The organism is uncultured Sneathiella sp., assembly GCF_963973085.1.
Taxonomy (GTDB): domain Bacteria; phylum Pseudomonadota; class Alphaproteobacteria; order Sneathiellales; family Sneathiellaceae; genus Sneathiella.
Window position 1 is genome coordinate 41,733 of the sequence record NZ_CAXAXA010000010.1, and the last position, 22,887, is coordinate 64,619.

Annotated in this window: 17 protein-coding genes; 9 read left to right on the plus strand and 8 right to left on the minus strand. The window is 51.8% G+C overall.

Going from position 1 to position 22,887, the window contains the following annotated elements; translation table 11 throughout:
* Nucleotides 1-201: 201 nt before the first annotated feature.
* Genes AACZ19_RS17745 through AACZ19_RS17755 form a run of 3 tightly spaced genes read right to left on the minus strand, consistent with a single transcriptional unit; the run spans nt 202 to nt 2,485 of the window.
* Entirely contained in the window at nt 202-1,794 is a 1,593-nt protein-coding gene (locus AACZ19_RS17745) for a recombinase family protein (protein ID WP_339635852.1), read from the minus strand.
* The gene (locus tag AACZ19_RS17750; protein ID WP_339635853.1) at nt 1,791-2,207 is read right to left on the minus strand and encodes a DUF2924 domain-containing protein; all 417 of its coding nucleotides are present in this window, start codon (nt 2,205-2,207) and stop codon (nt 1,791-1,793) included. The genes AACZ19_RS17745 and AACZ19_RS17750 overlap by 4 nt, the downstream gene beginning before the upstream one ends.
* Nucleotides 2,204-2,485 carry a DUF3489 domain-containing protein gene (locus AACZ19_RS17755; protein WP_339635854.1) on the minus strand — a complete coding sequence of 94 codons (282 nt, stop codon included), beginning with the start codon at nt 2,483-2,485 and terminating at the stop codon, nt 2,204-2,206. Before AACZ19_RS17755 ends, AACZ19_RS17750 begins: the two co-directional genes overlap by 4 nt.
* Before the next feature lie 199 nt (nt 2,486-2,684).
* Here AACZ19_RS17755 and AACZ19_RS17760 point away from each other — a divergent pair, with 199 nt between their 5' ends.
* Genes AACZ19_RS17760 through AACZ19_RS17770 form a run of 3 tightly spaced genes read left to right on the plus strand, consistent with a single transcriptional unit; the run spans nt 2,685 to nt 5,094 of the window.
* On the plus strand, nt 2,685-3,962 hold the full coding sequence (locus AACZ19_RS17760; protein ID WP_339635855.1) for a DNA methyltransferase: 1,278 nt from the start codon (nt 2,685-2,687) through the stop codon (nt 3,960-3,962).
* Complete coding sequence (locus AACZ19_RS17765) at nt 3,959-4,531, plus strand: DUF5681 domain-containing protein (protein ID WP_339635856.1); 573 nt, start codon at nt 3,959-3,961, stop codon at nt 4,529-4,531. Before AACZ19_RS17760 ends, AACZ19_RS17765 begins: the two co-directional genes overlap by 4 nt.
* Nucleotides 4,528-5,094, plus strand: coding sequence for a DUF5681 domain-containing protein (locus AACZ19_RS17770; protein ID WP_339635857.1), 567 nt, complete (start codon nt 4,528-4,530; stop codon nt 5,092-5,094). The genes AACZ19_RS17765 and AACZ19_RS17770 overlap by 4 nt, the downstream gene beginning before the upstream one ends.
* Nucleotides 5,095-5,256: 162 nt before the next feature.
* On the opposite strand, the gene AACZ19_RS17775 is transcribed toward AACZ19_RS17770, so the two are convergent.
* Complete coding sequence (locus AACZ19_RS17775) at nt 5,257-6,051, minus strand: enoyl-CoA hydratase (protein ID WP_339635858.1); 795 nt, start codon at nt 6,049-6,051, stop codon at nt 5,257-5,259.
* A gap of 97 nt (nt 6,052-6,148) precedes the next feature.
* The gene (locus AACZ19_RS17780; RefSeq protein WP_339635859.1) at nt 6,149-9,490 is read right to left on the minus strand and encodes a carboxyl transferase domain-containing protein; all 3,342 of its coding nucleotides are present in this window, start codon (nt 9,488-9,490) and stop codon (nt 6,149-6,151) included.
* A gap of 255 nt (nt 9,491-9,745) precedes the next feature.
* Between AACZ19_RS17780 and AACZ19_RS17785 the strand changes: the two genes are divergently transcribed.
* A complete protein-coding gene (locus tag AACZ19_RS17785) occupies nt 9,746-10,444 on the plus strand; it encodes a TetR/AcrR family transcriptional regulator (protein WP_339635860.1) in 699 nt (232 codons plus the stop codon).
* A 227-nt stretch (nt 10,445-10,671) separates the two neighbouring features.
* On the plus strand, nt 10,672-13,008 hold the full coding sequence (locus AACZ19_RS17790) for a CoA transferase (RefSeq protein WP_339635861.1): 2,337 nt from the start codon (nt 10,672-10,674) through the stop codon (nt 13,006-13,008).
* Nucleotides 13,009-13,135: 127 nt separating this feature from the next.
* On the opposite strand, the gene AACZ19_RS17795 is transcribed toward AACZ19_RS17790, so the two are convergent.
* The 3 genes from AACZ19_RS17795 to AACZ19_RS17805 form a co-directional block, all read right to left on the minus strand.
* Nucleotides 13,136-15,073, minus strand: a complete 1,938-nt coding sequence (locus tag AACZ19_RS17795; RefSeq protein WP_339635862.1) for a TRAP transporter fused permease subunit — start codon at nt 15,071-15,073, stop codon at nt 13,136-13,138.
* Nucleotides 15,074-15,176: 103 nt separating this feature from the next.
* Nucleotides 15,177-16,376, minus strand: a complete 1,200-nt coding sequence (locus AACZ19_RS17800) for a TAXI family TRAP transporter solute-binding subunit (protein WP_339635863.1) — start codon at nt 16,374-16,376, stop codon at nt 15,177-15,179.
* Between the two features lie 397 nt (nt 16,377-16,773).
* Nucleotides 16,774-17,865, minus strand: coding sequence for a phosphotransferase family protein (locus AACZ19_RS17805; RefSeq protein ID WP_339635864.1), 1,092 nt, complete (start codon nt 17,863-17,865; stop codon nt 16,774-16,776).
* Between the two features lie 399 nt (nt 17,866-18,264).
* On the opposite strand from AACZ19_RS17805, the gene AACZ19_RS17810 reads away from it, so the two are divergent.
* Genes AACZ19_RS17810 through AACZ19_RS17825 form a run of 4 tightly spaced genes read left to right on the plus strand, consistent with a single transcriptional unit; the run spans nt 18,265 to nt 22,882 of the window.
* The gene (locus tag AACZ19_RS17810; protein WP_339635865.1) at nt 18,265-19,992 is read left to right on the plus strand and encodes a class I adenylate-forming enzyme family protein; all 1,728 of its coding nucleotides are present in this window, start codon (nt 18,265-18,267) and stop codon (nt 19,990-19,992) included.
* A gap of 17 nt (nt 19,993-20,009) precedes the next feature.
* The gene (locus AACZ19_RS17815) at nt 20,010-20,783 is read left to right on the plus strand and encodes a hypothetical protein (protein ID WP_339635866.1); all 774 of its coding nucleotides are present in this window, start codon (nt 20,010-20,012) and stop codon (nt 20,781-20,783) included.
* 44 nt (nt 20,784-20,827) lie between these two features.
* A complete protein-coding gene (locus tag AACZ19_RS17820) occupies nt 20,828-22,099 on the plus strand; it encodes an acyl-CoA dehydrogenase family protein (RefSeq protein WP_339635867.1) in 1,272 nt (423 codons plus the stop codon).
* 3 nt (nt 22,100-22,102) lie between these two features.
* A complete protein-coding gene (locus AACZ19_RS17825; protein WP_339635868.1) occupies nt 22,103-22,882 on the plus strand; it encodes an SDR family oxidoreductase in 780 nt (259 codons plus the stop codon).
* Nucleotides 22,883-22,887 lie beyond the last annotated feature (5 nt).

Below are 22,887 nucleotides of genomic sequence, written 5' to 3' on the forward strand. Positions count from 1 at the left end.
AAATAGATGTCTGTTCTCGAAAGACAAAATATTTTATGAAGTAAAAACAGTGCATTACAGATGTGTTTCGCCACTTTCCTGTTTTTCCGTCATAACAGGGTGATTAATTGCCATAACAGGGCCTGTTATTGGTATTAACAGGGTGTTTTAAGCGTATTTACAGGTGACTTAAGGGATTTTCTTTAGGGGCTCAAGCTGGCATCAATTCGCGCTGTCTATGGCGAACTTGCGATGCTGTTCCGACCAGAGCAACGGGACCTCTTCCTTCATCAAAAGCGCAAGTGTCAAATGATCCGGCTGACCTCCATTCAGGATGAGGCGCTGGATATCGGGGGCCAGAAAAGCAAGCCGGACCAGGTTGCGCCGCCAGGGAGAGGTGGGTGCTGCCTGTAGGGTCGGAGCTTTTCTGGGCTTTTGATCAAGCATCGCATGAGCGCTGCGCAAGGCCCGGATCAAGGACGGATCCGGTTGCGGCGTGTTTTTATCGCCGGCAAGGATGTCAGTCCGTCCCCCGCGCGTCTGCATCCGCCAGGGCAGGGTCAGCCGCAGCTGATCCGGCTCCGTCAGATCGCGCACAGCACGCTCACCGGTATTAAGGTTTTCCCCGATCTTGCCGATAAACTTGAGGGTTAGAAGTACATCGACACGCTTTGCGTGGATTTCGATGCGTCGTGCAAGATGAAACGGTTCATCCTCAAGGTCAGGGAGAAGACGGATCAGTGTTTTAAGCAACCGAGCCTCGAGTGCCGTTGCTGATACACGCCGCGGTGCATCGTCTTGCTGGTCCCGCTTTGCGCCGCGCTGCAAAGAGGCGGACACATAATATCGATACAGCTTGCCTCCACGACCATAGGCAAAGGTCGGAGACATGGGCTGACCGTCCGTATCAAATATCCGCCCCGCGAGCGGTGATCGCGCCACGCTCTTTCCAGTCGCCCTGCGACGTCGGCTGTTCTCATCCAACTGCACCTGCACGGCTTCGAACAGTTCCGCCTCGATTATTGCGTCATGCAGTCCGGGATGAGATTGATCCTTATGGGGAACCTCGCCAAGATAGACACGGCTTCGGAGCAGATGAAAAAGCGCGCCGCGGCTGAAGGGCTCGCCGCCAATGGTTCTTCCTTTAAGCGTCGTTCGGGTCTTTGATCGAACACCTTTCTTATCAAGCTCTCTTACCAGGGCATGGACGGATTTGAGCTCAAGATAACTTTCAAAGACCCAGCGGACTGTCTCCGCCTCGGCTTTGTTTATCCGTAAGCTATGGGAGCCTGCCTCCGGCAGATCATAGCCAAGCGGCGGGCTGCCGCCCATCCACATCCCCTTCTTCTTGGAGGCGGCGATCTTGTCGCGGATACGCTCTCCCGTGACCTCGCGCTCGAACTGGGCAAAGGAGAGCAGCACATTGAGGGTCAGCCGTCCCATGCTGGAGGTGGTGTTAAAGGATTGCGTGACACTGACAAAACTGACGGCATGCTGTTCAAACAGCTCCACCATGCGGGCAAAGTCCGCAAGTGCACGGGTCAGGCGATCTATCTTGTAGACGACCACAATGTCGATCTTTCCTGACGAGATATCGAAGAGCAGTTTCTGAAGCCCGGGACGTTGCATACTGCCACCGGAATAGCCACCATCGTCATAGCGGGCGGGGAGGGCACGCCAGCCTTCACTTGCCTGGCTCTTGATATAGGCTTCGCAGGCCTCCCGCTGGGCATCGAGGCTGTTAAAACTTTGTTCAAGCCCTTCCTCGGAGCTCTTGCGGGTATAAATGGCGCAGCGCCGGACGGGGGGCTTCATCGGCTGCCCTCGCGCAGACCAAAGAAGCGCGGCCCGTTCCAGCGGGTGCCGGTCGCTGCCCGGGCGACGGCGGAAAGGCTCGGATAGGATTTTTCTTCCCAGAAAAAGCCCTCCGCCTTGACCACAACTTCGATCTGCCGTCCCTGCCAGTCTCGTCGTAGGATCGCGCCGTCACCAAGGGCACGGCCTTCGGAGGCAATGGCTCCGCGACGATTGAGAAGACGACGTGTTTCGGGCGTGATCCCACCCAGAGCCTCTGCCTGCAGACGCCAGGCCAGCATCAGACGCAACAGCTCTTCGGAGCGTAATTTGGGCGGTGGTCCGAAACGGGCGGCCCAGAGCGCGCGGAGATCTTTCAATCCAAGCCTCTCCAGCGACCTGACCTCTTCATCAAGATTGGAAATGCTTTTCATGAAGGATCTCCGATGCGGTAGCGGCGAACACTGTCGATCTTCTCAGACGTTATCAGATGACCCTTCTTCTTTAATGAGCCGGCTATCGCACCGCGTACCGAGTGGGACTGCCAGCCAGTGACCTTGCAGAGCTCCTCGAGAGAAACGCCATTCTTTTGACGGAGAAGTATGATCATCCGATCAAGTTTGGAGGGCTTGGCTGTTGAGGTTTTACGGGCCGCCGTACTGTTTGCTTTGCCCTGCTTGCGGTTTGAAGAGTAGGGAGTGTGGGATGCCATGAGTTTAGTCTCCTGCTATCGGGCGGAACCATTCCGTCCGTACCGACAACAGCCCGGCAAACGGGCACAGAGACAGTGACGCTCCTTTGCGCACCAAAGTCCAGTCCTTCGAGATTGTCGTCTCATATAGATCTTGGCAGGGGCTTTATTCCTCTCTAATATACCACATATGGTGCAATCAGATTATTGAACATACGAAATGAATGAAGGGCCCAAAATTAAAAACCAGTTGACCGTGACCTATCGTCCGGTGAGTGATCTGGTGCCGGATCCCCGGAATACGCGCACCCATTCGAAAAAGCAGATCGAGCAGATCAGAGCCTCGATTGATGAGTTTGGTTTTACCAACCCGATTCTGGTTGATCCGGAAGGTCTATTGATTGCCGGGCACGGGCGCCTGCTTGCAGCAAAGGCGATGGGTCTTGATGAAGTGCCGGTCATTACCCTAACAGGGCTCACGGATACGCAGAAGCGGGCGCTGCGGCTCGCGGATAACAAGATCGCGCTCAATGCCGGATGGGATATGGAAATCCTCAAGCTGGAACTCTCTGACCTCGCCACCCTTGATGTCGATATGGATGTGACCCTGACCGGGTTCTCGACCGGTGAGATCGATGTAATTCTGGAGGGGCAGGCAGATCCCGACGATGAGGTCATTCCGGCTGTCCCGGAAACCCCGAGAACCAAAGCAGGAGATATCTGGATACTCGGGGATCACCGCATTGGCTGCGGGGACGGTCGTGACCTCGCGTTTTTACAAAAGGTGGTTGGCGCAGATACACAAATCGATGCGGCCTTTCTGGATCCACCCTACAATGTCCGGATCAGCGGACATGCCAACACCAGTGATCGACATCGGGAGTTCGCCATGGCGTCCGGCGAGATGAGTGAGACGGAATTCCGGACTTTCCTTAAAGAGACACTGGGGGCCTGCAAAACTGTCTCCCGGGATGGGGCCGTTCACTTTATCTGTATGGACTGGCGCCATATGGAGGATGTGACTGCTGTTGCTCATGATATCTATGGCGCCTTTCTCAATCTTTGCATCTGGAGCAAATCCAATGCCGGGATGGGCTCGCTCTATCGCTCAAAGCATGAACTGATATTTGTCTATCGGGTCGGGGAGGCAACACATCTCAATATGGTGGAGCTTGGCAAACATGGTCGCAATCGGACCAATGTCTGGGATTATGCCTCGGTCAACTCCTTCCGCGGCAGCCGGCGCGAGGATCTTGCGCTACATCCGACCGTCAAGCCGACGGGGCTGGTCGCGGATGCGATCAAGGATGTGACCCGTCACGGCGATGTAGTTCTCGATATCTTTCTGGGCTCGGGCACGACCCTGATTGCAGCTGAACGGGCAGGGCGCCGCTTCCGCGGTGTCGAGATCGATCCGGCCTATGTCGATGTTGCCCTCGAGCGTTGGTGCGCGCTCACCGGAAAAGAGCCCCGCCTTGAGGAGAGGGCAGCTCAATGAATGACAAACCAACGAGGGGCAACCCTCCCGTCTCGGGGCGGTTCAAGCCAGGCCAAAGCGGCAATCCAAAGGGCCGCCCGAAATCCAAAGTCGAACATCGCAGTGTGTCCGCTATTAATGTGATTATGGACAAGACCGTGACGGTTAATCGTAACGGAAAATTGAAAGAGATCAAAGTAGAAGAGGCGCTGCAGCAACGCACCTTTCAGGACGCATTGGACGGTAACCGGATGGCACAGCGTGAGATCCTGAAATGGATTGTAAAACGCGACAAATACCTTGCGGCAGAGAACCGGAAGAAATCACCGAAGGCAGTGGCTCTTAAATATACGGGTGACCCGAGCAATGCGGATGATGCCCTTTTGCTGCTTAAGGTTACGGCCCTCGATCCGCGGCGTCAGGACTTTAAAAGTGACCGCCCTCAAATGCTGCTCGAGCCCTGGGCAGTGCAGATGGCCATGGGCAAACGTCGGGGTGTCAAAAAACTGACTGAAAAGCAGACCTTGGAGATCCAACGCTGCACCCGTGATTCGGATAGTCTGAAATGGCCGAGAGGAACACGTAGATGACCAGCGATGGAAAAAGGAAGAACAGAGAGGTTGGATATAAAAACCCGCCTGTCGATACACGTTTTAAAAGCGGCTCCAGCGGAAACAAAAAGGGCAGACCAAGAGGACGCCATAAAGTAGCTCCCTATGAGGCAGTATTGGGGCAGCTGGTGACGATCCGGGAGGAGGGTATCGAGCGGCAGGTCACGGCGGCGGAAGCATTCCTGCTCCAGCTTGCCCGTCGCGGGCTTGAAGGTGATACATCAGCTGCACGCGGCACAATGATGGCAATCGCAGAAGGCAGAAACGCCCAAGTGGTTGATGAAAGGGGATTCTCCAAGATCGCAATAGAAACCGTCTCTCCCGGGAGCGTCAATACTGCTCTTCAACCCTTGCGCATGGCGAAAAAGCTTGATCCATACCGGGCCACTGCCCGCATGGCACTGGAGCCCTGGCTCGTCAAGGCCGCGCTTGAACGCCTTGGCGATGATCATCTTACCCTTGAGGAGCAGCGCACGGTCCTGAAGGCAACGCGGACGCCGAAAAAGGTGACCTGGCCGGACTGGTGGGAGGTGTTGCCGTAGGGACGTCAGGTTCATAACCTGAAGGTCGTAGGTTCAAATCCTTCCCCCGTAACCAATATAAACGCCGCTATATCAAGCAGCAAATTGGTGCGTATCATACTGGCACCTTGTGCCATTTTCCGCTTACGGAGACGAGGGTGCAATCGTCTGATAACAACGCCGTTAGGCGCCTTTAAATACAGGTTTGCGTTTTTCAACAAACGCAGCTGCCGCTTCCATATGATCACTGGTTAAGGCGCATAACGTGTGATGACGGGCTTCTTTATCAAAACATTCCAATAAAGTGCCGCCAGCTTCAGCACATGCGAGATTTTGCTTGATCATTCCAAGTGTCAAAGTAGGCGCGTTTGCAAGCTCAAGAGCAAAGGACCGCGCTTCTTCCATTACTTTGTCCGTCGGGACAGCGCGTGTCACCAGACCAAGATCCGCTGCCTGTGAACCACTGAGAAGAGGCGAAAGCAGGTAGAGTTCCCGTGCCTTTGCCGACCCCAGTATTTGTGAGATAAAATAAGTTCCTCCAAAATCTCCGGAAAGGCCCACCTTCGCGAAAGCAGTCGTGATTTTTGAGTCTTCAGCGCAGATCCGGAAATCACAGGCGAGGGCCAGGGAAAGCCCGGCTCCAGCCGCCGATCCCTCGATTGCGGCAATTGTTGGTTTAGGCATCTCATGTAGATAACGCGCCGCATTCATTCGATCTTTTAGGTTGTGAATTCGCTGGCCCAATGGCGCATCGCGGCCGCTACCTTCATTCATGGCCTTTACGTCACCACCAACGCAAAAATGCCCCCCGGCTCCGGTCAGTAATACAGCCCGTACCTCAGGATCTTCCATCGCCGCTGCAGTTGCATCCCGCAATGCAAGGGTCAGATTTGGATCTAGGGCGTTCCGCCTTTCAGGACGGTTCATAATCAGGGTTAACAAGCCGTTTGTTAATTCGCTCTTTAATACCTCAGTCATTTCAATGCTCCGGTTTTGTTTATTATATTTAAGAGATTTTTCAGCGAAGAACGGCGACCATATATACGTCGCCTGCTTATTGCCTGCAGACCGGCAATTACCATGTGTCAACAAAGGATCGTTTGCGCCCGGATAATGGAGGGCGGAGGCTGGCTGACCTTAATCCGCCCAGTATCCAACAGCGCGTCTCGACCGGGTCAATAACTGCGTCTATTTCAAGAGTGGAGGCGACGGAAATTGCTTTTCCCTGCTCATAATACTCCGCTAGCAACTTGTTGTAGAGTGCCTGCTTGTCCACCGGGTCGGTAAGTGCGTCGAGCTCACGCTTAAAGCCGAGCTTCACGGCACCTTCGAGGCCCATTGGACCAAATTCACCCGTCGGCCAGGAGACAGTGAAAAAATCGTCATATGCGCCGCCCGCCAGCATTGCCTGGGCTCCCAACCCGTAGCATTTGCGCAAAACGATACCAAAGAGAGGAACGCTGATGGAACGGGCTGTAACAAACATTCGGCACACATGCCTTACCAAAGCGGTTTTTTCAGCTTCCGGGCCGACCATAAATCCAGGCGTATCGCAAAGAGAGACAATAGGGATATCAAAGGCGTCGCAAAGTTGCATGAACCGAGACGCTTTGTCTGCCGCCGGGGCATCAATGGCTCCTCCCAGATGTTGCGAGTTATTGGCAATGACGCCAAAGGGCTTACCTTCTATTCTGATAAAGGTTGTGACAATACCGACGCCAAATTCGCGACGTAGCTCAAGGACGGAACCCTCGTCTGCCATGGCTTCGATTATCTGTTTTACTTCATAGACGCGTAGCCGATTTTCAGGAATAGTATGGCGCAGGACCCTCTGATCGGGCTCGGACCAGTCGCTGACGGCTCCCTGAAAGTAAGAAATATATTGTTTTGCGACCTTGCAAGCTTCAGCTTCGTCCTTGACGCGAATGTCAACAACGCCATTTTGGCTCTGAATGTCTATTGGGCCGATGGATTCAGGCTCATAGATGCCAAGGCCTCCACCTTCAATCATGGCAGGGCCCGCCATGCCGAGATTGGTGCTTTCATCAGCAATAATGACATCGCAACATCCAAGAAGTGCGGCATTTCCCGCAAAGCATCGACCTGATACCACTCCGACGAGCGGAACCTGTCCACTCAAATTCGCCAATTTAGTGAATGTACCGTTGGAAATTCCGGCGTATGTCATTCGCTCAGTGTCTCCCGGACGTCCTCCCCCCCCTTCCGCCAGCATAATTAGCGGTAGGTTCTGGTCTCCGGCCAGACTGAAAATACGATCCAGCTTACGGTGATGCCGTTGCCCCTGGGTTCCTGCCAGAACCATATAGTCGTTGATAGCAAATGCACAGCGGGCCTTATCTTCACTAAACTTATCACCATTTATCGAGCCGAGGCCTGTAATGACACTGTCTCCGCTGGTGTTTCGGGTAAGATCGTCAAGCGACCGGCGTTGCCGCTGGGCTGCGATAGCAAACTCTCCGTATTCCAGAAATGTTCCCGCGTCACACAATTGAGCGAGATTTTCCCTGGCGGTCTGATGCCCGCGGCCGTGACGCTTTTCAACAGCTTCAGGCCGGTTTTCATCTAGCCCATAAGCGCGACGCTCTCTCACATCGTCTAGGTCTTTCCGGATCGTATCGAGATCGATCATATCTGATATATCGACCTGTCCCTCCGAGGAGGCGCCCGGTTCGATTGCGAAAACGGGCTCCCCTTCCATAAGTGTTTTTCCTGTTTCAGTCAGAATGGCCCGTATCATTCCGTTACAGGGGGAGCAAATCACATGCTCCATTTTCATCGCTTCAAGGACGGCCAGCTGCTCCCCTGCCTTCACGACATCTCCCTCTTTTACGAATAGCGATATAACAGTAGATTGCATCGGGGCTGACACACCTTCTGTTCCGGGAAGAAGTTCCGTGACCTCCTGCCTCTTTTCGCCAGCGGATGTATCTTCCTCGAAGAAGAGAGGGGGCAATAGTTCCTGAGCTGAGCTGGCCAATTCGGCCGCATGTTGTTCAATGAAGCGAGTGGTAACTTTATTCTCCAACACTTCAGGTCTGTTAATCAGGGCCTGTAACCATTGCAAGTTGGTTTCAAGGCCCAGAATACGGAATTCTTCAAGTGCTCGCGCTGCTTTTCTGAGGACTGAATCAAAACCGGGGAGATTTGAATGAACGACGAGCTTCGCGAGGAGGCTATCAAAACTCGATGAGCTACGGTATCCGGCATAGGCAAATCCGTCGACCCGTATTCCCGCACCGGTAGGCGGTTCATATACTTCAATCTTGCCACTCGTCGGCAGCGTATTTCCGTTGATGTCCATCCGCTCCATATTGACGCGAAGTTGTAAGGAATAGCCTCGCGGAGACGGCAAATTTTGTTGATTGATACCTAGACCTGACAGAGTATTCCCGGCCGCAATTTCCAGCTGCAGGCGAACAAGATCGCAATCAAATACTTCTTCCGTTACGGTATGTTCGACCTGAATTCGAGGATTGGCTTCAATAAAGAATAAATTTTCACTGCCTTTTGCGTTTACATCGAGAAGAAACTCGAATGTCCCAAGAGAGCGATAAGACTGACTCTCCGCCAGCTTCACAGCATATGAAGTAATAGTTTCACGTTCCAGCGCGGATAGCGTAGGGCTGGGCGCCATTTCGACAACTTTCTGGTGTCGGCGTTGCAATGTGCATTCACGCTCTCCGAAATGAATGCAACGACCGGTGCCATCGCCTACTATCTGGACTTCCAGATGCCGTGCCTTGGGCAGGAACCGCTCCACATAAACATCGGGGCAACCAAATGCGGCCTCGGCTTCCGATCTACATCGCTCCCATGCAGATGGGAGGTCTTTTCGGGCGGTCACTATTTTCATTCCGCGCCCCCCTCCGCCGGCTACCGCCTTGATGAGCACCGTCACCTCTTCGTCGGGGAGATTATCAAAAAATGCCTGGGCTTCTTTCAAGCTAGTCGCTGAGGTGGTTCCGGGTAGAGTAGGTATACCCATTTTATCGGCAAGATTTTTTGCGGCGATCTTATCGGCCAATAAAGTCAGCGATTGAGGAGACGGTCCGATAAAAATCAACCCTGCCTTTTCTACCTGCCGCGCAAAATTCGGGTTTTCTGAAAGAAATCCATACCCCGGATGAATGGCTTCCGCGCCGCAGGAAATTGCCGCTTGAATCACAGCGTCCATGTCAAGGTAGGCTCTGGCGCCATTGCCCGGGAGTTCGATCGCCTTGTTCGCTCTTTTTACATGCAGGCTGGTCTGATCATCTTGGGAATAGATCGCCGTTGTCACTATTCCCATTTCGGCAGCAGTTCTGGCAATTCTAACAGCGATTTCACCACGATTAGCGATTAACAGGGATTTGATACCTCCGTTATCATTGGGTGAGTCAAATTGACCTTTTGTCATGGCGTATTCCCTCGCTGTTTTTATTTTTTAGTTTTTAAACCGCCTTGATCGCTAAAGGGAGTTGGTGGTGTCCAGCCTGAGTACCTTCTTCGTCTTTCGCGATAACCTGACAAACGTCAGCCTATCGCGGTCTCCATATTTGGTCAAGAGATTGGTTGTGATACCCGGCTCGCTCTAGCGCGCGGTTGTCTTGCGCATATCAGATGCAGATGGTATCGTCAGGCATTAGAAGATTGAATCAATGGGAGTAGTGGCTTGCCGACTGACGATAACGCCGGGTTTGATTTTATAGAGGGCCCTGCGAGCCACCAACTGGACGAAGCTGTAGTCGGAAGCGTGCAGGATACGTCCTTAGTTGAGGAACGCGTTGATCAGATCTGCGATGCCGCTCTCGAATTGTTTTTGCAAAAAGGTTTTGCATCGACAACCATTCGTGACATTTGCGCAAAATCAGGAATTAATCAGGCAAGTATCTATGACTATATCGCCAATAAGAACGATATTTTGCGGCGGTTGTTGAACAAGCTTTGGTTTCGCGCCGATATTCCCACCTTATCTGAACGCCTTAAACAATCTGAAGATGTTTCCCTTGAAGAAAATGTCGCCAGATATCTACGCGATGCGTGGAGCAAAAAGCGAAAAGGAACGCTCTTAGTTTACCGGTCTGTACCGCATCTTTTGGAAGATGATCGTAAAACGATGCGTGCCCGGGACCTGGCTGTAATCGAAGAACTCGCGGGTCAGCTCAAAAACGAAACCGGGCTTGCACCTGACGATCCCCGAAACAGAGTTGTTGCCAATTTAATCCTCTTTCTTTCGGCCTTTGCTCCTATGCGGGACTGGTTGACAAAGGATGTGGATGACGAATTGATTCTGCGTACGGTATCTGCGGGAGTGGCCGCGATGGTGAAACAGATTGCTGCGGACTCTGAATCGGAAGAAGACGCAGAGTAAAGGCTGCCAAAGTCTTCGCCGCTGCGAATGCACTGTATCCCAGGACTTCAGCTCAAACTGGAAAGAAGCATTTCAGTAGATGATTTGCTTTCATTTCTTGCAAACTGACAAATGTCAGGGCTATTATGAGGCCGTAATCCTGCTGGCATGGAGGGCGTGCTTGAGGTTGAGCATATCTTGACACAATGTGTTTGTTTAACTGCCAGGTAATGCCTGAGAGGGAAAAAATGATAACAGAAAAAGGTCCGTTGAAGGGCATATCGGTCGTTGAACTGGGAGGAGGCATCGGTGGTGCCTGGTGCTGCAAAATGCTTCTGGAAATGGGCGCAACTGTGATGAAGGTCGAGGAGGAATTCGAAGACCCTCTTCGGCATCGTATAGAGATCCCGGGGGTGAAAGAAACAGAGAGGCTGCTCTACACATGGCTGAACCAGAACAAGGGGTGGATCCCCATTTCCGACCTTGAGGCAACGGTCGCCAACAGCGATCTCCTGATCAAGGGAGAAGAGGCACCCGGCTACCTGATTTCGGCCAAGCCAAAACGAGCGACGGTGGATTTGAATTGGTTCGGCCGGAGTGGGCCATATGCAAGCTGGCGAGGTGCAGATATAGCCGTCCAAGCCCTGTGTGGCATGATATTTCCGAGTGGATCAACTCAAGGTCCGCCGCAACAACTAGGTGATGTGCAATCCGCTATCGTAGGAGGTGTCACGTCACTGATTGCAGCGTTGGCGGGCCTGTATGCCGGACGCGATTATAGGCATTTTGAAGTGAGTATACTGGAAGCGTGCATGGTTCTGGGTGAATTGCAAGTAGCAGATTCCCAGATGCTGAACAGGGCCGTGCCGAGAATTGGCGTTAATCGGTTTTCACCGACTTGTCCGGTTAGTATACACCGCTGCCGAGAAGGGTGGTTGGGTATAACTGTCATTACTCCAGCTCAGTGGGAGAGCTTTTGTGAGTTGATAGAAGCACCTGAACTTGCGCGCGATCCGGGATTGGCGACAATCTATCTGCGGTCGGAACGTGTGGATGAACTGGAGAAAATTATTGATACAAAGCTAAAATCACGGACAGCGGCGGAATGGGCTGAGCATGGAAGAAGAATGCGCATACCACTTGTAGCAGTGCCTAATGCGGAAGAAATTCTCAACCATCCGATTTTTAAGGAACGCAGATCGCTGGAGGCGGTGAAGGTCGGAAGCACGCAAGTTTTGGCGCCGGGATCTCCTTTGCGGGTCAATGCGGTCGCCGACAACTACGAAGAAAATGCAGCAATGCAAGGACAGTCAGCGAAAGCAGAGGCTCCGTTGGAAGGGCTGCGTATCACCGATTTCTCTATGGGTTGGGCCGGGCCATTGGCAACTAGAATTCTTTCCGATCTTGGTGCGGAGATTATTAAGGTAGAGGCGGGGCGGTATCCTGACTGGTGGCGGGCCACAGACTGGTCGCCGGAAGCCATTGCAAGACAGCAGTTCGAGGAGAGCTACCGTTTTGCAGCCCTTAATCGCGGCAAACAAAGTGTGAGTTTCGATTTAACGACTTCTAGGGGGAAAGAGCTGGCCAGGCGCCTTGTAGCGGAAAGTGATGCGGTTATCGAAAATCATGCGGCCGGTGTTATGGACCGTCTTGGTTTAGGGTGGGACGCGTTGAGCGCCGGAAGGTCTGACCTTGTGATGGCTTCTATGTCCGCATTTGGTTCTGGAAACGCCTGGTCAGACACTCGCGCCTATGGTTCCACGCTTGAGCAGGCTTCGGGCTTGCCAAGCTTCAGGGGAGAGGATGACGGGCCGCCAGTGCTTGGGCATATTGCCTATGGAGATCCGATCGGCGGTCTTTACGGCTGCGCGGCTTTGCTGGCTGCGCTGGTGCATAGACAGCGTGTCGGTGTTGGGCAATGGCTTAATCTTAGCCAGGTGGAGTGTTTATTGCCTTTCACCGCTCCAGCGCTGTTGGCGCGCGGAGTGACCAATCTAGAGCCCGCCCGCCGAGGCAACAGAAATGTGGAGATGGTTCCGCACGGAATATTTGCCGGGAAGGGTGAAGACAGGTGGATTGCAATTGCGGTTGACTCGGAAAGCGCTTGGCGATCTCTGGCTGACGTCCTCGGCCTGGATGTTGAATTCACCGAAGATCTGATTGAGTTAGAGGCACGGCGGACACGGGAAGATGAAATAGAGGGCAGGATCTCTGATTGGATCAAGGGCATGGATGTGGTTGAAGCCGCAAGGATACTTCAGCTTGCCGGTGTGATCGCTGCACCGATATTGAAGCCTGAAGAGACAATGTCGGATTCCCATTTATCAGAGCGTTTGTTCTTTTTTGATACAGAGCGCGAGCATATTGGTCGACAGGCGCAGGTCGCCCTGCCAATGCTCATAGATGGACTGCGTCCGCCGCTTCGAGGCGTTGCTCCGTATCTCGGCGGTGATACAAAGGATGTGCTGTCCCGCATTTTAGGCCTCGGGAATAAGGATTATGAATTGCTTTTGGAGGCCGGAGTTGTGAGTTTGCAACCGACAAAACTTAGAAATAATGAGGCAAGGGTAGTTAATGTGCACTAACCTTGTAAAAATGCGAGTCAATCGCCAGCTTCAGAAGCTTGGAATAGCGAAATCCAATACCTATTCTTCTGAATAAAAAAAAGGTCCCGGAATAATCGGGACCTTCAATTTTGCACTTTAGCGATCGTCAGGAAGCATCTTGTACTGTCATCAGCTTGTTCTTGTGGTCCATTTTAATAATGAACACCAGAATAACCGCCGCCACGCCGCCGATTATGGAACTGAGAACGGACGGGAAGCTCAAGGCAAAGCCCGCAAAGAACAGTGGTGCTCTCAACCAGGGTCTCACCATCCCCGCTCCTAACAGATAGCCCTCCAGCCCGCCGGCTATCAGGATAATCCCTGCGATGATTGAAGGCAGTAGATAAAGCAGGGGCGTAAGGTCACCTTGCATGACGAGGGCCGGTTGAAAGAGGAAGAAGAGTGGTACAAAGTAGATAACAACACCGAGCCGCATTGCGGTGAATGACGTTTGCATGGGTTTCGCGCCGGCGATAGTCGCGGCAAGAAATGCGGCCGCTCCAACAGGGGGGGTGATCACCGATAGCATTGCGTAATAGATAATGAAGAAATGCACGGCAATTACGTTCAATCCGCCTACATCTACCATTGCAGGGGCAAGTGTGACCGCAAGAAAGATATATGCCACGATGGCGAGGCCGGCCATACCCATGATGAAACAGGCAAAGACCCCAAACAGAATGATCAGATAGATATTTCCGCCCCCCAGATTAACCAGTCCAGACGTGACAGAGCCCGTCACACCGGTAATAGTCAGCGCGCTCACGACAAAGGCGATGGGGAGAATAATAGCAGCGGTTTGGGTGACTAGAACCCCTATCTGACGTGCCGTTTCAAACAATCGTATTGGCGTCATACGAGTTTCCGCCCTCAGAAATGAAAGCAAAATCATCAATATGCAGGCATACCACGGGGCGTAATATTCCCACCGCATATAAAGAAGTCCCCACACGAGGAATATCAACACCGACAGGAAAGGCCATCCACGCACCAGAACTGATCTCAGTTTCGGAAGTTGGTCAGTGGTCATTCCCTTGAGACCGGTTTTGGCGGCGAAAGCGTCTACCTGCAACATAAGGCCGAAGTAGAACAAGAGGGACGGCAAAATAGCAGCCACCATGATAGTTGCATAGTCCACGCCGATGGTAATCGCCATTACAAAAGCAATCGCACCCATGACCGGGGGCATGACCACGCCGCCGGTGGAAGCACAGGCTTCGATCGCTCCGGCATAATGTGGCGGGTAGCCGACTTTTTTCATTGTGGGGATCGTGATGGAGCCAGTTCCGGCAATATTGGAAAAGATAGATCCGGAGAGACTTCCAAAAAAGGCACTGGCGACAATGGCAACCTTGGCCGGCCCGCCCCGGTATTTACCAAAGCTGGCATTGGCCAGATCAATAAAAAAATTACCTGCACCCGTTGCGATAAGGACGCCTGCGAAGACAAGAAATCCCAGAATGATCTCCGCGACAATCTTGGTGGTAATCCCCATCATGCCTTCTGACCGGAATATATGAGCTTCGATCATCCTGTCGAACTCATAGGGAATTCCCATGAAAAGGCCGGGGAAGTCGGAGGCGACCAAGGGGTACAGTCCGAGGAAGAAAACCACGAGCAGGAACGGTATGCCGCCGCTGCGCCTGGACATCTCCATCATGAGTACCCACATGATTATTCCCATAGGAATATTGGTCCAACCAGCCTGAACCATATCCCACGCATGGGTCGAGAAGTATAAGCTGATTGCAAGCGCAACGACGGCTGCAATCATGTCATATATTGGAACCTTCTTTTGGTTGGGAAATGCAGGCAGGGCTATGAAGGAGGCGGCTGTAAACAGACCAATAAAGACCCAATAATACTGGCCTTCCAGAAGACGCTTGTCATTCCAGGTGGCGCCGAAAATATAAGCGAGACCCATTGCCAGTCCACAGGTGCAGACGATCACAAAAAGAATGCTTTGCCATGAAAAAAGAGACCCTAAACGGGTGATTTCAGATTGGCTGGCCGACTCATCTTGGGCGGATACGGAATTTGTCATTGCTCCCACTCACAGTAAGGTCATTGAGGTGAAAAGTGACTAAAGGCGATGCTATACGGGACGGTATGGAAGCCGACCCGTATAGTGATATGCTAGCGGGAGATTACAAACGGGACTTGAAGCCCTCGAGGTCCTTGGTGTGTTTCTGCAGTATCTCCAGATAGGCGGCATTTTCGAAATTCATTTCAATGCCTTTTTCTTTCGCTTCCGCCATTCCGGCTTTGCGTGCTTCAATCCAACTATTCATTCTTTCAACATTCTGCTGGTTCCAGACGTCGTCTTCATCGGTCCAAGCGCCAACCTCACGCAGATATTTGACAGTGCCTTCATGAACGGGCATCGGGCTTCTATTAAGATAGAGGCGGAATTGCTCCAGCGACATACGGGCAGCCAATGGATGCGTGCCTTTGTAATTGTCGTAAGCTGTGTGGAACCATTTGGCCATATTGTAGACGAAATCCGCATCGGCATCTGCGGCCACAGAATACATATAGTTAGAAGTTGCTCCGGCGACACCTCGTGCAGTCGAGACGCCAATCCCGATATCGGAGGGAACTAGCATTGGCCGGTGCGCCAGGAAAGCGCCCCATTCTTTAGCGTTGTCCTGCGGCATGGGTATCCATCTGATGCTGCCCGGGGCTCCTTCCATTTCAGAAAGCACGGAGCTGATGGGTGAGCAATATGCCATGTCAACTTTTCCCTCTACCACGCCACGACAGTTTTCAGCGTAGCTGCCCGCGGGGACATATTTAATAACTTTTTCCGCTTCTTCGTCAGTCAATCCAAGATAAGCGGGAACTGCTTTGCGTACTGCAGTTGTCATGGCAGGGGAAAACACTCCTACCGCTAGGCGAACATCTCCTCGCTTAAGGTCTTCCATCGAGGTAACATCGGAATCTCCCGAAACAACAAATGACCATGGAGTGTCATTGTGGTGCCAGATAATACGCATTGCTCTCGGGTCAGTTGCGGCATATCCCCCAATGCCTTCAGTCTGAAAGCGCATTTCTGCGGCAGAAACCGAGGAGATCAAAATATCTTCCCGTTCTGTCAGACGACGATAACGCATAGATTCACTGTCTTCTGGAACGACCCGGACTACTGCACCAACCTGCTTTTGCAAAACTGGAGCCCAGCCATTGGTCGAAGCAAAACTACCAGTCGCTGTTCCGGGTGTGCCAATCACAAGAAGCTTAGGCCATTCGTAATCCGCACCCTGCGCGAAATTCGCTGTACTTAACAACACGGTCGCGGCAATTGTTAATGCAGATCCAAGGGTTTGCTTGAATTTACTCTTTTTCATTTTTGTCCTCCCATTAATGACGACAAGAAAATGTCACTTTTACGTAACCTCTCGCCGCAAGTTTTTTGTTAGACAATCCGACGATGTTGTCGGCTACGCTCTAAGATTGTTTTGGTGCTTCAAACGATACTTTTTTTCTAAAGCCAGCCAGGGCAGCATAAGGCCCCTGGTTACATTGTTTTATTTTTAAAACCTGTGCAAATAAGTCTTCCCTGACAAGTGTCAGGTTAAACTGGTTTTTGTGAAAGTGTCAAGTTATAAGATGCAAGTAGTAGGGTAGAGATAAGCCTGCGGTTTAGTATCTATCCGGCTTTATTGGAGCTTCTTGCCAGGCTTCAGGGCTCATGAGGCCGTCGCCATCAGTTTTACATTTGTTTCGTAGGTAAATTGAATTTGTTTACACTGTGGCGGACTTCATGTTTCGCGCAATATCTGCGCCAGCTTTCGCCATAAGCCGAGCTTTATCTCCATCCTTCAGCGGATCTGCACTTGCACTACTTGCATTTCCTTGTGCCGCGCGCGCGGCGACCCCTTGAATGATGGCTGCGCTTCTAAAGCAAGCGAAGGCGAGAAAAATTTGCCAATTTTCGATACCGTCGCGCTTCGTTCTTTCGCAATATCGGGCTAAAATTTCATCTTCCTGAGGCAGCCCGGCTTCCACCAGATCAACAACACCCGGGATATTGTGCGGTAGTCGGTAGTGAAGGCAAAAATACGCCAAATCTGCCAGTGGATGCCCGATAGTGGAAAGCTCCCAATCCAGTACGGCGGCAATTCTGGGTTCTTTCGGATGTACTACTGTATTTCCAAGGCGGAAATCTCCGTGTGTTATTGCGCTCTCTTCTGTTACATCGGCGTGCTCAATTAACCAATCCCTCAGCCAGTCCATCTGGGAGTAATCAAAATCAGATGACAACGACTTTTTTGATCCTTCGTATTGAGCTGACCAGCGTGCAATCTGGCGTTCAAGATAGCCCTCTGGACGTCCAAAATCTTCCAGCCCAACGGTGCGCCAATCCACTTTATGAAGGCTGGCCAGGGTGTCGACCAAGGAATAAGCCAGTGTCGAGCGTTCCGCTCTAGGTATAGGCCCCATAGACGGAGCTGGGATAATGCGTCCATCGATGAATTCCATAATAAAGAACTCCGCACCGATAACGGATGGATCGCCACAATATGCGATGGTTTTCGGGGCCGGAACCGGGGCGTCGGCTAGTGCATGGATGACGCGATATTCGCGATCTACAGCATGTGCTTTGGGCAGGAGCTTGCCGAAAGGCTTTTTTCGAAGAACATATTTTCCCCCAGTACCCGTCGAAACCAGGTAGGTTGGGTTTGACATCCCTCCCTGAAATTGCTTAACAGACAATTCCTTCTCGGTATCGGGAATTCTACTGAGCAGCCAAGCAGACAATGCACCAACATTGAACCGGTGCGCTGGGAGCGGGTCAATGAGAACCGGGGAAGAAATTATTTCCGAACTGGTCATATTACAATTCCACCTAATGCCTGCCAAAGACGTCGATTTTTTATGTTCGTTATATCGGCGGAGTCAGGAGAGTCCCTCTCGCAATTCACCCGCCATTTGTGATGTCCAAGCGTTCAGTCTATCCGGTCTGTTGAGCATGAATTTTCTTCCTGACATTTGTCAGGAAGAAAATTACTAGCGGCCATTCATTTAGGAGTCAACCAATTAGTCGGTTCATTATAGGAAAAACAGCAAGCAAAAAACGTATCTTGACGTTACTTGATTATCAGCGTAAATCTGAAGCTGACAAATGTCAGTCCAGACTGGTCAAGGGCCTGTTTTGGGTAACCATGAAATTAAAACAAAAGAACACATGGTGCGCCAAGCTGCGAAAGCGGGCTATTGGGAGGGGCATAAAATATGAACTTGGAACAAGCCGTTGCACACCTCTTACATACCGACCCGCAGTATAAGGTTGCTAAAGAAACTGTAAGAGGGATCCAATACCAGGTTTTCTGCAATGCACCGCGCAATCTGCGCGCCCTATTGGAGGCTTGTGCCCCGGCGTATGGTAATGCCGATTTATTGGTTTATCAGGATGAACGTTGGGACTACAACGCGTTCTGTAACGATGTTCGACGCTTGGCAGATTCGATGGATAAAATTCTGGCCGTTCGACCCGGGGACAGAGTTGCTATCGCTATGCGCAACTACCCTGAGTTTTGCATATTAGTAATGGCAATATCTGCCCTTGGTGCCATTGTTGTTCCATTGAATGCATGGTGGTCCGGGGCGGAGCTTGTTAGTGCAATGAAGGATTGCGGTGCGAAAGTGGTTTTTGCCGACAAGCCCCGCGTTGAGCGGCTAAAATCATGCGGTGAGCATACCAATGTTACAGTTGTTGGCGTTCGTAAAGCTAATGGTGATATTTGCTATACCGAGCTTCGTGACGCTGGCGACAAAACTCATTGGCCGACTTGGCAGATTGATCCTGACGATGATTTTGCCATTCTATATTCATCGGGTTCAACCGGGATGCCGAAAGGGGTGGTTCAGACCCATAGGAACGCTATTTCTGCAGTGCATTCTTGGTCGATGAGTCGAGAAATGGCTCCGTTACTGGATGGCGCGCCTAATCCCACAGGTCGCAGGCCTTCGTTGCTCGTTGTTACGCCCCTGTTTCATGTGACTGCCCTTCATTCCAATTTTCTTTTGGGTTTAGCGACAGGGTCAAAGATTTCGCTCCTTTACAATTGGGATGTCGAGGAAGCCATACGTGTCATAAAGGCAGAATCAGTGACCCGCTTTGTTGGTGTGCCACTGCAATCGAAAGACCTGATGGAAAGAGCAGTTCTCCTTGAGGAGAAGCTGGAAACGCTGGAATCGATTGGCGGCGGTGGAGCAAAGAGGCCGGCATCACAGGTCGGAGAGCTGGCAAAGGCGTTTCCGGACGCCAGTATCAGTTCGGGGTGGGGCATGACTGAAACTAATGGGCTCGGTATAACGATTGCTGGTCCCGATTATTTAAATCATCCCGAAGCGGCAGGTAGGCTAACGCCACCCCTTCAGGAAGTCCGTATCGTCGATGAGGGGGGTGCTAATCTCGTAAATGGCGAGATTGGAGAGCTTGTTGTTAAAAGTCCGGCCAATATGCGCTGTTACCATAATCAACCTGAAGCAACATCCAAAGTTCTGCGGGACGGCTGGCTATATACAGGTGACCTGGCCCGGATGGATGGTGACGGCCTGATTTATATTGTTGATCGCAAGAAAAACATCATCATTCGCGGCGGAGAAAATATCTCCTGTCTGGAAGTGGAAGGAGCGATGCATCGTCATCCCGACGTCATCGAAGCCTGCGCCTTTTCAATACCGGATCAACGGTTCGATGAAGTCGTAGGCGCAGCCGTATATTTGCGATCAGACGCCGATTTGACAGAGGGTCAGTTAGTTGATTTTCTCTCCTGCCATATCGCTCAATTCAAGCTTCCGGAGAAAATATGGTTTTGGTCGCAGCCTCTTCTCCGCGGCGCAACTGGCAAAATCGACCGGCGTTTGCTACGAGAGGAATGCTTGATTATCAAGGATGTAGGCTTGCCAGTTGCTGGTCTTGCCGGGAAAAGTAAAGAAGAAATAGCGCTACAGTGAATAAAGGAAACTAGAATATGGCAATATACTTGCGCCAAATCTGTCTCGTGGCTGAGAAACTCGCTCCTGTAGTCGATGATTTGAGCGAGGCTTTATCTATCGCGCCTTGCTTTGTAGATCCTGCAGTCGGCAAGTTTGGTCTGGAAAATACATTGCTGGCTGTGGGGAGCAAATTTATCGAAGTTGTTGCCCCTGTAGAGCCCAACACGGCTGCAGGTAGATTTTTGGAACGCCGCGGTGGAGACGGCGGCTATATGGTCATCTGCCAATCGCCGACACTTCAGGAACAAGCACAGCTACGCCAGAGGGCTCAACAGGCCGACGTTCGGATTGCATATGAATCTGACCGGAGTACGTGGAATATTATGCAGTTGCATCCGGCGGATATGGGAGCCTCCTTTCTGGAATTTGACTGGGATGAGGAAGAAGATGTGACGGGCAACTGGCATCCTGCCGGGGGTAAGGCTTGGAAGAACAAGGTAAATTTGGATGGAGCCTTCGAGATTGTTGCGGTGGAGTTGCAGGGCTCGGATCCATTAGGTCTGGCCCGCCGTTGGGCGGATATTATGGCACTGCCTTTGGAAAGCCTGAACGGCATACCGACAGTAAAGCTGGCCAATGCAGAGATACGATTTGTGGCGGATCAGGATGGCCGCGGTGATGGATTGTCGGCACTTGACTTCAAGGTTCGCAACCGCGAGCACCTGCTGGCAAAGGCTGAAAAACGGGGTGTCCAGGTTTCCGGGACTCAACTGACAATTTGTGGAACGCGACTGAACCTGACGTCGTAATATATATCGAGACTAAAACTAAAAGCTCAAATAAGGAGAATACTGTGAGCCACTTGAACCAGAATGATGATCTGAATAATCTAGCAATGTCTGAAGAGGCGCGCCCTCTACTGGATGCGGTGAAAAAGCATATCTACGAGAATGTCGATCCGATTACGGAAGAGTTTGAACGGCTGGGTGCGGGGAGGGCAGAGCGGTTCAGTTTCGCTCCGGGGCAGTTGGAGCTTCTGGAGGAGGCAAAATCCAAGGCGAAGGCTGCCGGGCTCTGGAACTTCTTCCTGCCGAATGCCGAGACGGGTGAAGGACTGTCAAATCTGGACTACGCCTATATTGCGGCTGAGCTTGGAAAAAATCCTTTGGCCTCACAAACTTTGAACTGTTCGGCGCCCGATACCGGAAATATGGAAGTTCTGGAGCGCGTTGGCACACCAGAGCAAAAGGAAAAATGGCTTAAACCATTGCTGGCTGGGGAAATCCGTTCTTGCTTTGCTATGACTGAACCTGATGTTGCGTCCTCCGATGCACGGAACATTGAAACCAGTGCTGTGCTCGATGGAGATGATTGGGTCATAAACGGCGAGAAGTACTATATCTCTGGCGCGGGCGATCCGCGTTGTAAAATAATGATCTGCATGGTCAAGACCAGTCCTGAGGCAGAGCCTTTCCGCCAGCAATCACAAATCTTGGTTCCTATGGATACACCCGGCGTCACTGTTCTTGGCCCCATGAATGTATTCGGTCACGATGATGCCCCGCATGGTCATATGCATATCAAACTCGAGAATGTTCGCGTTCCCAAAGAGAATGTCCTGTGGGGGGAAGGCCGCGGGTTTGAGATTTCCCAGATCCGCCTCGGGCCGGGCCGGATCCATCACTGCATGCGGTCGATTGGTGCCGCTGAAAAAGCGCTGGATCTTCTATTGCAACGCGGAACCACAAGAGAGGCATTCGGCAAGAAGATTATTGATCTGGGTAAAAACATGGAAACAGTATCACGGGCCCGTATCGAGATTGAAGCGATGCGTATGATGGTATTGAAGGCGGCAAAAGCCATGGATATTATGGGGAACAAGGAAGCGCGCATATGGGTGTCCATGGCTAAGGCGATGGTTCCGGAAAAATGCTGCCAGATTATTGATCAGTCTATGCAGGTTCATGGTGCGACTGGCATAAGCCAATGGTCGCCGCTATCCGAAATGTATATCAAGCAGCGGGTTCTACGGTTTGCCGATGGCCCGGATGAAGTGCATCACAATGTTATAGCGAGGGCAGAAGTGAAATCCTTCTATGCTTCAAACACACGTGGAGCTGTCTGAGCAATGGTTAAAACAAAACATTTTGACTTAACAGGAAAAGTGGCTCTGCTGACCGGCGCGTCTAAAGGAATGGGGAGGGCGATGGCGGAAGCCTTCGCCGCCCACGGCGCGTCTGTTGTGATTTCGTCGAGAAAACAGGATCAGTTGGATGAAGCAGCAGCTGAGATTAACAAAAGTTGCGGCGCTCAGAGAGTCCATGCAGTCGCGGCCAATGCCGGACGCAAGGAAGAGTTGGAGGCGCTTGTCGAGCGGACCCGCCGCGATGTCGGCCCGATAGATATTGTGGTCGGAAATGCTGGCGTCAATATTTTCTACGGCCCGATCTCTGAAATACCGGATGAAGCCTACGAGAAAACAATGAAGACGAACGTTCAGGCAAACCTATGGCTCGCCCGGCTCGTTGTCCCTGATATGATCGATAAGGGATCTGGTTCAATGATGTTTACAGCAAGTGTCGGGGCCTACAAGCCCTCTTCGACACTTGGGTTATATGGCACGTCCAAGTTGACGCTGATCGGGCTAGTTCGAAATCTGGCACTAGAGTACGGCCCGAAGGGAGTCCGGGTGAACGCGATTTGCCCAGGAATAGTTAAAACGGATTTTGCAAAGGCACTTTGGGATAATCCGGAAGCAGAGGAACGGGCAAATTCCCAAATTCCCATGCGCAGATTAGGCGAGCCTGACGATTTTGGAGGTTTGGCTGTCTTTCTAGCCTCCGATTCAAGCAGCTACATGACTGGTCAGGCGCTCACCGTGTGTGGTGGAACATATATGTGGTCGTAAAAACT

Excerpts from the sequence above, each read along its gene's own strand:
- AACZ19_RS17745 (WP_339635852.1), bottom strand. The coding sequence starts at position 1,794 with ATGAAGCCCCCCGTCCGGCGCTGCGCCATTTATACCCGCAAGAGCTCC.
- AACZ19_RS17750 (WP_339635853.1), bottom strand. The coding sequence starts at position 2,207 with ATGAAAAGCATTTCCAATCTTGATGAAGAGGTCAGGTCGCTGGAGAGG.
- AACZ19_RS17755 (WP_339635854.1), bottom strand. The coding sequence starts at position 2,485 with ATGGCATCCCACACTCCCTACTCTTCAAACCGCAAGCAGGGCAAAGCA.
- AACZ19_RS17760 (WP_339635855.1), top strand. The coding sequence starts at position 2,685 with ATGAATGAAGGGCCCAAAATTAAAAACCAGTTGACCGTGACCTATCGT.
- AACZ19_RS17765 (WP_339635856.1), top strand. The coding sequence starts at position 3,959 with ATGAATGACAAACCAACGAGGGGCAACCCTCCCGTCTCGGGGCGGTTC.
- AACZ19_RS17770 (WP_339635857.1), top strand. The coding sequence starts at position 4,528 with ATGACCAGCGATGGAAAAAGGAAGAACAGAGAGGTTGGATATAAAAAC.
- AACZ19_RS17775 (WP_339635858.1), bottom strand. The coding sequence starts at position 6,051 with ATGACTGAGGTATTAAAGAGCGAATTAACAAACGGCTTGTTAACCCTG.
- AACZ19_RS17780 (WP_339635859.1), bottom strand. The coding sequence starts at position 9,490 with ATGACAAAAGGTCAATTTGACTCACCCAATGATAACGGAGGTATCAAA.
- AACZ19_RS17790 (WP_339635861.1), top strand. The coding sequence starts at position 10,672 with ATGATAACAGAAAAAGGTCCGTTGAAGGGCATATCGGTCGTTGAACTG.
- AACZ19_RS17795 (WP_339635862.1), bottom strand. The coding sequence starts at position 15,073 with ATGACAAATTCCGTATCCGCCCAAGATGAGTCGGCCAGCCAATCTGAA.
- AACZ19_RS17800 (WP_339635863.1), bottom strand. The coding sequence starts at position 16,376 with ATGAAAAAGAGTAAATTCAAGCAAACCCTTGGATCTGCATTAACAATT.
- AACZ19_RS17805 (WP_339635864.1), bottom strand. The coding sequence starts at position 17,865 with ATGACCAGTTCGGAAATAATTTCTTCCCCGGTTCTCATTGACCCGCTC.
- AACZ19_RS17810 (WP_339635865.1), top strand. The coding sequence starts at position 18,265 with ATGAACTTGGAACAAGCCGTTGCACACCTCTTACATACCGACCCGCAG.
- AACZ19_RS17815 (WP_339635866.1), top strand. The coding sequence starts at position 20,010 with ATGGCAATATACTTGCGCCAAATCTGTCTCGTGGCTGAGAAACTCGCT.
- AACZ19_RS17825 (WP_339635868.1), top strand. The coding sequence starts at position 22,103 with ATGGTTAAAACAAAACATTTTGACTTAACAGGAAAAGTGGCTCTGCTG.